The following is a 13877-nucleotide window of genomic DNA, read 5'->3' on the forward strand; positions in this document are numbered from 1 at the left end:
TCCCGCCGCCGACGCCTGAATGGGGCAGGTTCCGCTTAACCGCCCTCTTGTCAGATCAGGGGTTCTTCCCTACACTTGCGCGCAGATATCGGCCCCCTGCCGGTACGTAAGCGTTAACGTCAATCAACGCATCATGCCGTGCAGTATTGATTGACTGCATGCCCTGGTGCGAGGAACTGATGCCCCAATCCGCTTTATCCCCAACGCCTGCCGCCAACAAGCGCAGCCGTTTACGCCACCCGCTGTTACTGATCACCGGCATTATGCTGGTTGCGGCCAATCTGCGCGCCGCACTGACCAGCGTGGGCCCGTTGCTGGAACAGATCCAGCAGCAGTTGTCGCTGTCTGCCACCTCGGCCGGCCTGCTTAACTCGCTGCCGCTGATCCTGTTTGCCGTGCTGTCACCAGTGACCCCCAGCCTGGCCAAACGTATGGGTATTGAACGTACGCTGGGTATGGCGTTGTTACTGTTGATTGGTGGCATTGTGCTGCGCTCTCTGCCGCAAACCAACATGCTGTGGTTGGGCACGGTATTGATCGGCGCTGCCATTGCTTTTGCCAACGTCGTATTGCCGACGCTGGTAAAACGCGACTTCCCAAGCCGTGCCGCCGCCATGATTGCCGGTTATGCGGCGGTGATGTCACTGGTGGCCGCCACGGCCTCCGGTCTGGCGGTGCCACTGGCGGAGTTGAATAATCTTGGTTGGCGTTTTTCCCTGCTGTGCTGGAGCCTGCCAGCCCTGTTGGCGCTGATGGTCTGGCTGCCGCAACTGCGCCGTCCCGCGGCTTCGGCAACGGCTGATACCTCGGCGCTTCAACCTGCGCCGTCCCGTTCTCCCTGGGGTAGTGCACTCGGCTGGCAGGTGGCTTTATTTATGGGCTTACAGTCCATCACCTTCTACACCATTATCGGCTGGTTCAGTGCCTTTGCCGCCAGCCACGGCACCTCGCCACAACAGGCGGGTTTTGAGCTGTTTATCTATCAGGTGGTGGCGATCGCCGCCAACTTTGTCATGGTGTTTATTCTGCCGCGCGCACGCGATCAGCGGGCTATCGCATTGTGCAGTTCATTGCTGATTTTTACCGGCGTCGCCGGTTTGCTGTTGATGCCGGCCAACTCGCTGGTGTGGTTGATTTTTGCCGGGCTGGGGGCGGGAAGTTCTTTGGTGCTGGCGCTGTCCTTCTTTGGTCTGCGCAGCAGCCACCATCATCAGGCCACACAACTGTCGGGCATGGCGCAATCGGTAGGTTACTTGCTGGCGGCGCTGGGGCCCACGCTGTTCGGTCTGTTACACGATCTGACTCAGGGCTGGCGGTTGCCGCTGGCCATTCTGTTGGCCCTGACGCTGCTGCAAATGCTGTTCGGCATTCTGGCCGGGCGTAATCGGGTTATTCGTTAACTGTGGGGCGGGCGGGTCGCTCTGCGGCATATTCTGCCGCGTCGTCCTGCCAGAGGTCGTTAATAAAATCCTGCTGTTCGGGCGTCAACTGCCAGGAAGGGGGGATCTTGACCGGGCTATCATCCCGGGCGCCCCCCATGTTCTTTACGCGCTTCTTGTCCATCAATAGGTTCCTAAGTAAACAGCCAATAAATCACGGTGGCGACGGCCAGCCAAAATACTCCGCAGCCGATAAATACGCACAACCAAGCTTTACGTTTGATATCCACGCCATCCTTGCTTATCACAGCCGCCTCTACTAATAGATTAAACTAATCAAAATGCAATTATTGATCTATTTAAACGATCAATAAAGAAGTTTGTTCCTATAGATATTTATAAAAGTTCTGCTAGCCATGTACCTAAAGTCAGGTATACAGCTGAAAGACATCAGTATTTGTCAGGTCTTTGGCGATGGATCCAGGCTCAATGAAGGGATAAGGAAGCAGTGTGTCACAAGCGGATTGATCAAAATTAAACCGCCAGTACATAAACGAAAAATCAATTAATTGACTTTTCTTAAGCGAAATTGGCAATGAATCAGGCTGAGTGGGGATGTGGAAATGAATGGATATGCTGGCGTCGCGGATAGCACCGTGCAAACAGGAGGTATCACCCAGCCCCTTGGCGAGGTCTGGGTGAAATTAATCAGTCAATTTGTGAAACGGAATCCTTGCTGGCACGTTCACGATCGCTGCCGGTCAATTCACTGAGCTGCCCATCGCGCATTTGCAGCAGCCGATCGGCATGCTCGAAGTAATGGTCGTCATGGCTGATGGCAAACACCGTTTTACCCAATGCACGTAACTGCGGCAGCAGTTCACGGTAGAAGGTTCGGCGAAATTGCGGGTCTTGATCCGCTGCCCATTCGTCCAACAGCAAAATATCCCGTTTTTCCGCCACCGCCAGCAGCAGTGCCAGGCGTTTGCGCTGCCCCTGCGACAGCTGTGGATTGGTCACCCGCAGGCCGTCAAACTGCAGTTTGCTCTTCATGTTCAAGCGATTAAGCCAGCTTTCCACCAGTTCGGCGTCCGGCTGTTCACCCTCAGGCCCCTGTAAATGATGAAACGGGTGAAAGTCGGTAAAAATGGCGGAGAACAAACGGCGATAGTCAGGCATATCGATCGGAGTTTGTGGCACACCATCCAGCAAGATCTGCCCGCTGACCGGCTGATACAACCCGGTCAACAGCATCGCCAGCGTTGATTTACCGCTGCCGTTGCCACCAATCAGAAATACCAGTTCGCCACGGTGCAGCGTCAGGTTGAGCGGCCCGACGGCGAAACCGGTTTTTTGCTCCGTAGCACCATAGTGGAATACCACATCACGCAGTTCCAGAGTTTGCCAGGCTTTGGCTGCCACCGCGGGGAACCCGGGTTGATAATCGGCCAACCGCAGGGCTTTGACCTTGCCGAAGGCCACTTCGGCACCAATCAGCGTCGGGAACGCCCCCACCGCCTGCAACAACGGGGTTCGCAGGAACAATAACGTCAGTGAATAGGTTGCCGCGACCGGGGTATCGGCCCAGCCCAGGCTGTTGGCCATATAGAACACCAGGCCAATTGCGCCCAACATCATGATATTCGACCAGTTCACCGCGCTGAGATGGTAAGTATCGGCACGGATAATATGGTGCCGATAATCTTCGGCATCCGGCTGATAGGCCTGCTGATACAGCGCTTTGGCACGATCGCGGTTCAGCGCCAGCTCTTTGCGGCCGTCAATCGCCGATTGGTAGTGTTCATAAAGGCGCTCTTCAGCCTCACGTACGCTGGTCAGATGACGATACACGCGTGATACCAGACACCCGCTGCCAAATACCGTCACCGCCACCCAAACGGCAGTCACCGCCAGCATCTGTGGCGACAACCAGCCCAGATAGGCTGCAGACCCCAGGGTCAGAACCACACCTTGCACCAGCTCCGGCAGGCGAACAAAGGCAATGGTGATATTGCGAATATCACTGGCCAGGCTCGCCAACAGCGAAGCGCTGCCCAGTTGCTCTATCCGTTCGATATGAGTATCCAGGATCTGCTTCACCAGTTGGCCACGCAGCCGGAACACAAAATGATGGCCGAGCGTCGTCAGCGCCAGCTGTGAGCCGAGCGTGACCGCCATCAGCAACGCCAGTAGCCCGAGGAACTCCGGCAACACGGCCAGAGGATTGCCCGCCACCGCCATCAGCCGCAAATTGATAAAGGCGATGATGCCTATGCCCAACGCCGCACTGACCATGGTCAACGCCATGACCGCCAGAAACGGCCAGCGATACTGGTGGTAAACCACCCGTAGCAACTCCATGAAGAACCCTTAGCCTGAAATCTTGAGATGGCAGGCATTGTAAGCGGCCAAAAAGTGATATCAATAACAATTCTCATATTGTCGCCGGCGATTGATTCCTGAATCTGAGGATTTACACTGGCTGTTACTCTGGGACGAGGAAAACCCCCACCGATGTTGCCCACACATGAATACGCCAACGACCTGATCCTGTTCGCCCTGATTGTTGATTGCGGTTCTTTCAGCAAAGCCGCTGAAACCGCCGGCATCACCAGTTCGGTGGTCAGCAAACGTATCGGCCGTCTGGAGAAATCCCTCGGCGCACGCCTGCTGTACCGCACTACCCGTAGCCTGACGCTGACCGAAAATGGCCAAAGCCTGTATCGTCAGGCCAAAGAAATCAGCGCAAAAACTCAGGAGGCCCTGAACGTCATCAGTGAAAACAGCGATGAGCTGACCGGCGTGATCCGCATGTCGGTGCCGACGATTTCGGGGGAATTGTTGCTAAGTGAAAGCGTGGCGGAATTCTGTGCTCATCATCCCAACCTGAAGGTTGAAATGCGGCTGGAAAATCGCTTTGTCGATCTGGTTAACGAAGGGATAGATCTGGCGATCCGCACTGGTACCCTGCCGGACTCCAGCCTGATTGCCCGTCCGATCCTGAATTCCCGCTGGGTGATCGTTTGCTCGCCCGGTTATCTGCAACAATATTCTGAGCCGCAGTCCGCCGACGACTTGCTCAGGCATAACTGCCTGACCTATACCTATCAGGAAAGTGGCACCGACAACTGGCTGATGAAGCAGCCGGGCAGCAACGAGATTTATGAACTGCAGGTCAATGGCAACCTGTCCGCCAATAACGCCCGGGCGATCCGCAAGGCGGTGATCGGCGGTTATGGCATTGCCATGGTGCCACGCTGCATGGTGTACGAGGATTTACAGGATGGAAAGCTGGTGGAAATTTTGGCCGGCCACTGTGGCAAGGTATTAGGCATTTACGCCGTCTACCCTTACACCCGCAATTTACCGTTAAAAACCCGACTGCTGATCGAACACATCATCACCTCCTACCAAAATATCAGCCATTATTTTTGAAGTGGGTCACCTAATCATTCTGCGCGGGCTCGCCAGCGAGCCGCCGGGATTACCCTGTTTTTGAAGATAATCTATTGATAATTGTTGTGTAATCAATGTGACCCAGCACATTCATCACACAATAAAATATTCTATCCATTTGATTTTTAATACAATAAAAATACCCTCAGTCATTAGAAATGGTTCCGCAGAGTCACTCTACCGCCCCACATTTCCCTACGGGAAAATTGCACAATAGAACATCAGCCAGCGTTGTGATTAGAATGAAAATGTTGCGGTAATTAACCTTTCGGCTACATACCTCCACAAATAACAATAATAACGCTGAGGCTCTTATGTCCCTATTTTTCAGTATTGCGCCCATCATTCTGCTGATTTGGATGATGACCAAAAAGAACGGTGTTCCTTCTTATATCGCGCTGCCCTTAACGGCCGCCGCCGTGTATGCCATACAGATGTTTTGGTTCGACAGTCTGCCCCTGCTGCTGCACGCCAATATCATTACCGCACTGGTGTCGGTTTTCACCCCGATAACCATCATCGCCGGCGCGATTTTGCTGAATAAACTGATGCAAATCAGCGGTGCGGAAAACGTGGTTCGTCGTTGGCTGGAAAATATCAGCCCCAATCCTGTTGCTCAATTGATGATCATCGGCTGGGCATTTGCTTTTATGATTGAAGGGGCCAGCGGCTTTGGTACTCCAGCCGCCATTGCCGCGCCCATTCTGGTCGGCCTGGGTTTTAACCCCCTGCGCGTGGCTCTGTTGACGCTGGTGATGAACTCGGTTCCCGTCTCATTCGGCGCCGTCGGCACCCCCACCTGGTTCGGCTTTGCCAATTTGGGATTATCCGACGCCAACCTGCTGGAAATTGGCCGTCAGACAGCGTTGATCCACTTTGTCGCCGGATTTGTTATCCCACTACTGGCGCTGCGTTTTATCGTTTCCTGGCGTGATATTCGCCTCAACCTGCCGTTTATTTTACTCAGCGTCTTAAGTTGCACGGTGCCTTACCTGCTGCTGGCGCAGGTTAACTATGAATTCCCGGCACTGGTGGGTGGCGCCATTGGCCTGATGCTGTCGGTTCTGTTGGCGCGTGCCGGCATCGGCCTGTCCCGCTGCGAAGACAAAACCGCGCCTCAACCCGTGCCCTTCATTCAAGTGATTAAAGCCATGACCCCAACCCTGCTGCTGATTGCTATTTTAATAGTGACGCGCATTCATCAATTGGGGATTAAGGCCTTGCTCAACAGCACCACCCCTTTATGGCAGGGCAAACTCAGCGGGCTGGGCGAGTTACGCGTCAGCGATGCCCTGATCGTTGAATTGCAGCAGGTATTAGGCACTTCTGCCGCCGCCAGCTACAAAACGCTGTATGTACCTGCTCTGATCCCTTTCCTGCTGGTGGTCTTGCTGTGTATTCCCCTGTTCCGACTGAACTGCGGGCAGGTAAAACAGATGTTCGCAGAGACCGGCGGACGCGTGGCCAAACCTTTTATCGCGCTCTTTGGCGCTTTGGTCATGGTCAACCTGATGATGCTGGGCGGTGACAATGCGCCGGTGTTCCTCATTGGCAAAACGCTGGCCTCACTCACCGGAGAAAGCTGGCTGTTGTTTTCCTCTTTCCTCGGGGCTCTGGGATCGTTCTTTTCAGGTTCCAACACCGTTTCTAATCTGACCTTCGGCGGTATTCAGCATTCGATCGCCCTCAGCAGCGGGCTAAACGTCAACCTGACTCTGGCACTGCAGTCCGTTGGCGGTGCCATGGGCAACATGATATGCCTGAACAATATTATCGCCGTCTGCTCAATTCTTGGGATCGGCAATGCCGAAGGCAAAATTATCAAAAAGACCGTATTGCCCATGCTGGTGTACGGGGGGATCGCCGCTGTGATGGCGCAGATCATGATTCTTTGAGCGTAAAAGCACGTTATCGAAATAAGGTAAAACTATGATTATCTCCGCTTCAACCGACTACCGGGCCGCAGCACAGGCTAAGCTCCCGCCTTTTCTGTTCCACTACATTGACGGCGGGGCCTACGCAGAACATACACTGCGACGTAACACCGAAGACCTGGCGGGCATCGCGCTACGCCAGCGCATACTGCGCAATATGTCGGATCTCAGCCTGGAGACCAGCCTGTTCGGTGAAAAACTGGCGATGCCAGTGATCCTCGGCCCGGTCGGGTTGACCGGGATGTACGCCCGTCGTGGTGAGGTGCAGGCTGCCAAAGCCGCCGCGCAGAAAGGTATTCCTTTTACCCTGTCGACGGTCTCGGTATGCCCGATTGAAGAAGTGGCACCGGCGATCGATCGGCCGATGTGGTTCCAACTGTACGTATTGAAAGACCGTGGTTTTATGCGCAATGCGCTGGAACGCGCCAAAGCCGCCGGGGTGAAAACTCTGGTATTCACCGTCGATATGCCCGTGCCCGGCGCGCGTTACCGTGATGCCCACTCCGGCATGAGCGGTCCCCATGCCGCCACGCGCCGTATATTGCAGGCGGTAACCCATCCGCAATGGGCCTGGGACGTCGGGCTGTGCGGCAAGCCGCACGATCTGGGCAACGTCTCGGCCTATCGCGGCAAACCCACCAGCCTGGAAGACTATATCGGCTGGCTGGGCACCAACTTCGATCCCTCTATCTCCTGGAAGGATCTGGACTGGATCCGCGAATTCTGGCAAGGCCCAATGATCATCAAAGGCATTCTGGATCCGGAAGATGCCAAAGATGCGGTGCGTTTCGGTGCCGATGGCATCGTGGTTTCCAACCACGGCGGTCGCCAGCTCGACGGCGTGTTGTCTACCGCCCATGCGCTGCCGGCGATTGCCGAGGCGGTCAAGGGTGATATCACCCTGCTGGCCGATTCCGGGATTCGCAACGGGCTGGACGTGGTGCGCATGATTGCACTGGGCGCCGACGGAGTGTTGTTGGGCCGGGCTTTCGCCTATGCGTTAGCGGCAGCCGGGCAGGCCGGCGTCGCCAACCTGCTCGAGCTGATCGATAAAGAAATGCGCGTCGCCATGACGCTGATCGGCGCGAAAACCATCGCGGACATCAACGCCGATTCGCTGGTTAACGGCCGCTGATTACAGCGGCTGCACCCCGTCGGGATATGCGTTGTAACTCATCTTGTGAATAAAAGCGCCGGCGGGTGAGACCAGCACCTTGCCGGCGGCATCCAGCCCCAGGAATATCCCGGTGCAACGGCCGAGGGTAAAGTCAAAAAAGAACACCGAACAAACCGGAATGATCTTTTCCCGGAAGGTGAATAAATACCGATCTTCATCGAATTTATAATAAGTGGCGTAATCCATATCGCCGTGACCAAACTGCTCGCCGCGCAGATTCTGCCAGGCATAGCGCTCGGTATTGACGTAGAAATGCTCGTAATAATGGTTGGGGCTGTAAATATTCAAGGTACGGTAGCCCAGCAGTTCACGAGTCAGATGCGGAGCAGCACCGAGCGGTGTCATACCGGTAATCTGACCAACGTGAAAGCTTTGTCCCAAGCGGGAGCCGCTCGCCACCTGATGCTCAGGTAACAGCGTGCTGCGCACCATCAGCGCCCGGCCACTGTCAGTATTCAGCACCAGCGTCAGGCATTCATTGCCCGGGGTCTGCAAGGGGATATTCAAGAAATATTGTGCAGAGGAAGTGCGCACTTCCTCGTAAGTATCCTCACCGCTTTCGCCCTGCCAGGCCCAGCTCAGCTGCTGATGACCAGCACTGAAATTCAACGTCATCTGCTCGCCCTGTTCAAACGCCAACTGTAGCGTTTTTCCTCGCCAATCCTGCGTCGCAGGCAGACGGTTGGTGTCTATTCCCCGGGCAAAATCGTCATAGTTCTTCCACTCCGGCTCGGCGTTCTGGTTCAATACTGATGGGTTTAAAGACATGCTCGCTCTCCTTGAGGATAGGGGTGAAAAACCATTTCAGACGTCGGCAACACCCTGACTTTTCAACGCTCTTCGGCTGACCACTGCGGGTGCCGTTTCATCGAGAAAACAACTTAATACCACCGCACAGGCCGCGCCGGTGGCCGCCAGCCACATCACGCTGACCAGGCCGTAACGATCGGCGATCAAGCCTGCCGTAAACGGCGCCAGGCAACCGCCGATCACCTCGCCAATCCCCATGACCAACCCCAGTGCGGTGGCAATACGGGCTTTCGAGACGGTTTCGGACGGTATGGTGGCCATAAACAGAGTGAAGCAACCCAGGCCGGTATAGGACAAAAACACCAGTCCCCCCAATAACCACAGATTGTCGACATAGCTCAGAAACAGTGGGCAGCAAATCGCCAGCAACGAGAAGAAGATTAAGGTGGGCTTACGGCCAATACGGTCCGAGATCGCCGGAACCGCTACGCCCCAGAAAACCCAGGCAACGCCGATGGCGCTCATGATGCCGCCCATCGACTGCTCGCTGAAACCACGGGCGGTCACCAGGAAGCTGGGCGTGAAGGTAATAATGACCATAAACCAGGTGACGAATACGCAGGAAATCAGGATGCACAGCACCACATTTTTAATTTTGAATAACTCGGCGTAAGCGGCCTTTTCCGACTGATTTTTTACTGCCGGCTCGGCGGCGAAGGACGGATCCTTTTTGCCGTTAACATATTTATAAATTAACCAGGCCAGAATAATGCCCGGCAGGGCCGTCAGGTGAAAGGCCGTACTCCAGCCCCACTTCTGTGCCAGATAAATAATCAGCGGCGGAGCAATAATGCCGCCCAATAATCCCGGTGCCGCACCCTGGATCAACCCCATATTGAACCCGCGCCGCTGCGGCTGTGACTTTTCAACCATCAGCGACTGCGCAATCGGCAATACCGGCCCTTCGGCAATGCCCATCAATGCACGGAATATCAGCAGCATGGCAAAACCACTGACCCACCCAGATAATGCGGAGAATAAGGAGAATACGATAATTGAGACGATCAGCATCGGCTTGCGAACATTAAAACGATCGGCAATGGCTCCCAGCCCGGCACCAGACAGCGCCCAGGTTAGCGCCAGTACCGCGGACAGCGTGCCAAGGTGCACATTGCTGAGCTGCAAATCGGCGGCAATCATCGGGAACAGGAAGGAGATGGTTAAACGATCAACAAAAACACAGCCAAAGACAAAAAACAGAATCACCAACAGTCTGTTTTCCTCACTCAATATCGAACCCCGCCCCACCGATTTTTTCATGGTGTGATCTGCCTGTTAGTAAACTGATAAGTGACAATATCCCTGTTCACAGCCTCTGTTTGGCACCCCGAATTCGGCGGGCCTGTTGGTCTGACAGGATGTTATTAACATGTTAACAATTTAAACTTATCGCAAGCGGGCAGGCTGTCAACCGGGTGTTAGCGGTGACCAGAAAATCGATGAGTCAGGTACATTACAGACGGGTTATTATTAACATCACTAATCTTATTACTCTGTTATTTATATATAAAACTTTATTAACTGGGACTCCTCACGCCCCAAAAACCACGTAATTAATCATTTTCATAAATATATTAACGTTTTACACTTTAACTTTATTTATTATTCTATTCGACAGTGCTTTATTCAGCGTGATCTTTATCTGTTGAATTCATTTCATTTATCCGGTGGTGGCTTTCGCAATTAACTCCATTGAGGGAATCCCTTCTCCAGCGCTTACATTACCGCCACTGAAGCGTAAAAAAGCGCATATCGTGATGTGAATCACAGCAATCCTCCGAGCCACAACGCGATCATCGCACTAACCCTGTGGTAAACCCCTCGGCAAAAGCGCCGCGCAGATAGCGGCTGAATTCCGTCACCGCTCTGGAGACCTGAGGTGCATAGGGTCGAACCACATACAGGCTGTCGGCAAAGGCATCGACCGGTCGCCAGGCAGGTAATACCTCGATCAACCTGCCGTCCGCCAATGCCTGCTGAGCGCTAAAATCTGGCAGCAGCGCAATACCTAACCCTTCCGCTGCAGCGTCGCGAATCGACTCGCTGTTGTTGGTGGCAAACGGCCCGCTGACCAGGACCCGGGTCTTTTCCGCCTTGCCTTGTGGCGCCTGTTTGGCAACAAAACTCCAGCCAGGCTGTTCATTGCCTCGGGGATAATAAAGACACTGATGCCGTTGCAGATCGGCCGGCGATGTCGGCATACCGTGCCGTTTCACGTAGTCTGTCGACGCCACGGTCAGCGTTGCGGTCGGACACAGCCGCCAGGCAACGTGGGTATCCGGCAGGCTGTCACTGTGGCGGATCGCCAAATCAAACCCTTCGGTGGTTAACGACACCAATCGGTCGGAAACCTCAAGCTGAACCCGCACCTCCGGATTCTCACGCAGAAAACCGGTAATGCGAGGGACCAGTTGCTGGCGGGCAAACGCCACCGGCGCCGTCACCCGCACAGAACCGCGCAGTGGCCCGGCCGAATCGCAAATGCCGGAAAAACTCTGTTTTATCTGCGCGAAAGGCTGACGCAGTTCCTCCACCAGCCGCAGCCCGGCATCGGTCAACCTGACGCTGCGAGTCGTGCGTTGTACCAACGGCACCCCGGCCAGGGTTTCGATCTCTTTGATTTTTTGACTCATCGCCGCTTTGCTGACGTCCAGCCGCTCCGCCGCACGGGTAAAGCTGCCCTGCTCGGCCAAGATGGTGAGCCAGTGCAAATGGGTCCACAGGGTTTCTATTTTTGGGTTTTTCATCATCGACTGTTCATTTATATAAACAATGAGTTCAAGTATAGCGCTTCTTCCCGCCCCTGGGCTTGGCTAAGATGGGTTATCAAAAGCGAGAATAAAACGCTGCCCTGCACATGGCAGAACTCATTAACTTACTGACGGGATTATGAAAATGCCATTACTTATCTTTGAAGTCATCGAGGGCCGCAGCGAAGCCGAACTGAAAACCCTGCTCGATGCCGCCCACCGTGCGGTGCTCAGCGCCTTTGAGGTGCCCTCGCGCGATCGCTACCAGATTGTTCATGAAAACAAAGCCCAGCATATGGTGATTGAAGACACCGGGCTGAATCTGACCCGCACCCGCGCTCTGGTGGTGGTACGGGTGATTACCAGCCCGCGGGCCGAGGAACAGAAACAGCGGTTTTATGCCGATCTCAGCCGTGAGTTGAAGGAAAGCTGTGGGATTGAAGGCAGCGACCTGATGGTGTCAATCACCACCAATAGCAAAGGGGACTGGAGTTTCGGCAACGGTGTAGCGCAATACCTGACCGGCGATCTTTAACCGGTGATCCCCCAGGCGCGACATAGTGCCCGGGGTTAGAACCCTCAGGGCTGCTGTTCGTCGTTATATTGGCTTTGCCACATGGCGGCGTAGCGGCCATTGCTGGCCAGTAAGGCGTCATGCCGCCCTCGCTCAACGATTTCACCGGCTTCCAGTACGATGATTTCATCGGCATCCACCACCGTCGACAACCGGTGGGCAATCACCAGCGTGGTATGGTCACGGCTGACTTCACGCAGGTGAGCTTGAATTTCGCGCTCGGTCTGAGTATCCAGCGCGCTGGTCGCTTCGTCAAAAACCAGGATCGCCGGATTTTTCAGGATGGTACGAGCAATCGCCACCCGCTGCTTTTCGCCGCCCGACAGCTTCAGCCCACGCTCCCCCACCCGGGTTTCATAACCATCAGGCAGGCCGACAATAAATTCGTGAATGTGCGCCAACCTGGCTGCCCGCTCGATTTCTTCCTGGCTTGAACCGGTTTTGCCGTAGCCGATGTTGTAGCCCAGCGTATCGTTGAACAACACGGTATCCTGCGGCACGATGCCGATCGCCGCGCGCAGGCTGGCCTGCTTCAGGTCACGAATATCCTGACCGTCAATCGAGACCGCCCCGCTGCTCACGTCATAGAAACGAAACAGCAGCCGGGACAAGGTAGATTTACCGGCCCCCGAGGCACCAACAACCGCGACCGTATTACCGGCCGGGATGGTGAAGCTGACGTTTTTCAGGATCGGCCGCCGCACATCATAGCCAAAGCTGACCGAGTCAAAACTCACTTCGCCCGCGGTCAGTTGCAGCTCCTTCGCATCCGGCTTATCGACAATCTCCTGCTCTTCCTGCAGTAAATCGAACATGTTTTCCATATCGATCAGCGCCTGCCTGACTTCGGCATAAATAAAACCGAAGAAATTCAGTGGCTGATAGAGTTGCAGCAGATAGGCATTCACCAGCACAAAGTCACCGACCGTCATCCGCCCTTGCACAATGCCCTGTGCCGCCATCGCCATCATCACAATCAGCCCAATGGAGATAATGGCGGTCTGTCCGAGGTTGATGGCGGTAAAACTGAACTGGTTCTTGATGGCGGCATATTCGTACAGCCGGCGCGACATATTGAAACGGTCGGCCTCAAAGTTTTCGTTACCGAAGTATTTAACCGTCTCGTAATTCAGCAGGCTGTCGATCGACTTGCTGTTGGTATCGGCATTGGCCTGGTTGAGCTCACGCCTAAAGCGGGTTCGCCAACGCACGGCCATGACGGTGAACAGGATATAACAGCCTACCGTCGCCAGGATCGCCAGGGCAAACCAGCCGTTTAGCAGATGCCACATAATCACCGAGACCAGGGTGATTTCGAACAAGATGGGGAAAATGGAGAACAGCAGCCGCGAAAGCACCGTCGCTACCGCCTGGGTGCCACGTTCGATCGATAACGACAACCCGCCGGTTTGGCGCTCCAGATGAAAACGCAGGCTCAGCGCGTGCAACTGTCTGAAGACCCGCAGCCCCAATAATCGGGTGGCATTCTGGCTGACATGCACAAACATCACGTTGCGCAGCTCTTCAAATAACGCGCCACCGATACGCGCGACGCCATAGGCCAGGATCAAACCCATGGGAATGGCCAGCATCCTGGCGGTTTCGCCGCTCAGGGCGTCGATCATCGCTTTGTACGCCAGCGGCACCAGCGTGATGCTGACCTTCGAAATCACCATAAAGACGAAGGCGATTACCAGGTAATAACGCAGTTTAGGGTTATCTTTAGGCCACAGGTAAGGCAGCAAAAATTTCAGTAAGCGGGAGGGATCCATCATCGGCTATCTATCATCTCGGTCA

Annotated in this window: 12 protein-coding genes; 5 read left to right on the forward strand and 7 right to left on the reverse strand. The window is 54.8% G+C overall.

The annotated features are described in order from the left end of the window. The first annotated feature begins 179 nt into the window (after positions 1-179). Complete coding sequence (locus QOT07_RS20280) at positions 180-1400, forward strand: CynX/NimT family MFS transporter (protein ID WP_207979405.1); 1221 nt, start codon at positions 180-182, stop codon at positions 1398-1400. Here the strand turns inward: QOT07_RS20280 and QOT07_RS20285 are convergent. The 3 genes from QOT07_RS20285 to QOT07_RS20295 form a co-directional block, all read right to left on the reverse strand. Then, positions 1390-1563 (reverse strand): hypothetical protein, encoded by a 174-nt coding sequence (locus QOT07_RS20285; protein ID WP_198404445.1) that lies wholly within the window; start codon positions 1561-1563, stop codon positions 1390-1392. The genes QOT07_RS20280 and QOT07_RS20285 overlap by 11 nt on opposite strands. Positions 1564-1573: 10 nt before the next feature. Next, on the reverse strand, positions 1574-1687 hold the full coding sequence (locus QOT07_RS20290; RefSeq protein ID WP_219016877.1) for a YmiA family putative membrane protein: 114 nt from the start codon (positions 1685-1687) through the stop codon (positions 1574-1576). A gap of 400 nt (positions 1688-2087) precedes the next feature. After that, positions 2088-3740: a multidrug ABC transporter permease/ATP-binding protein gene (locus tag QOT07_RS20295; protein ID WP_283603814.1), complete on the reverse strand. Its 1653-nt coding sequence runs from the start codon at positions 3738-3740 to the stop codon at positions 2088-2090. A 153-nt stretch (positions 3741-3893) separates the two neighbouring features. Here QOT07_RS20295 and QOT07_RS20300 point away from each other — a divergent pair, with 153 nt between their 5' ends. The 3 genes from QOT07_RS20300 (at position 3894) to lldD (ending at position 7904) form a co-directional block, all read left to right on the forward strand. After that, the gene (locus QOT07_RS20300) at positions 3894-4814 is read left to right on the forward strand and encodes a LysR family transcriptional regulator (RefSeq protein WP_099063805.1); all 921 of its coding nucleotides are present in this window, start codon (positions 3894-3896) and stop codon (positions 4812-4814) included. A 335-nt stretch (positions 4815-5149) separates the two neighbouring features. Next, positions 5150-6730, forward strand: coding sequence for an L-lactate permease (locus QOT07_RS20305; protein WP_099063806.1), 1581 nt, complete (start codon positions 5150-5152; stop codon positions 6728-6730). A 34-nt stretch (positions 6731-6764) separates the two neighbouring features. Beyond that, positions 6765-7904 (forward strand): FMN-dependent L-lactate dehydrogenase LldD, encoded by a 1140-nt coding sequence (gene lldD / locus QOT07_RS20310; protein WP_219016879.1) that lies wholly within the window; start codon positions 6765-6767, stop codon positions 7902-7904. Here the strand turns inward: lldD and QOT07_RS20315 are convergent, their stop codons facing one another. From QOT07_RS20315 to QOT07_RS20325, 3 genes are all read right to left on the reverse strand, one after another. Continuing rightward, the gene (locus tag QOT07_RS20315; RefSeq protein WP_283603815.1) at positions 7905-8714 is read right to left on the reverse strand and encodes a MoaF C-terminal domain-containing protein; all 810 of its coding nucleotides are present in this window, start codon (positions 8712-8714) and stop codon (positions 7905-7907) included. A gap of 36 nt (positions 8715-8750) precedes the next feature. Continuing rightward, positions 8751-10016, reverse strand: coding sequence for an MFS transporter (locus tag QOT07_RS20320; protein WP_261428301.1), 1266 nt, complete (start codon positions 10014-10016; stop codon positions 8751-8753). Between the two features lie 533 nt (positions 10017-10549). After that, complete coding sequence (locus QOT07_RS20325; protein WP_283604401.1) at positions 10550-11503, reverse strand: LysR family transcriptional regulator; 954 nt, start codon at positions 11501-11503, stop codon at positions 10550-10552. Positions 11504-11651: 148 nt separating this feature from the next. Here QOT07_RS20325 and QOT07_RS20330 point away from each other — a divergent pair, with 148 nt between their 5' ends. Continuing rightward, a complete protein-coding gene (locus QOT07_RS20330) occupies positions 11652-12041 on the forward strand; it encodes a tautomerase family protein (RefSeq protein WP_283603816.1) in 390 nt (129 codons plus the stop codon). Between the two features lie 44 nt (positions 12042-12085). Here QOT07_RS20330 and QOT07_RS20335 read toward each other — a convergent pair whose 3' ends face one another. After that, positions 12086-13852, reverse strand: a complete 1767-nt coding sequence (locus QOT07_RS20335) for an ABCB family ABC transporter ATP-binding protein/permease (RefSeq protein WP_283604403.1) — start codon at positions 13850-13852, stop codon at positions 12086-12088. Positions 13853-13877: the final 25 nt, after the last annotated feature.

Source organism: Serratia proteamaculans, from assembly GCF_949794035.1.
In the GTDB taxonomy this organism is placed as follows: Bacteria; Pseudomonadota; Gammaproteobacteria; order Enterobacterales; family Enterobacteriaceae; genus Serratia; species Serratia proteamaculans.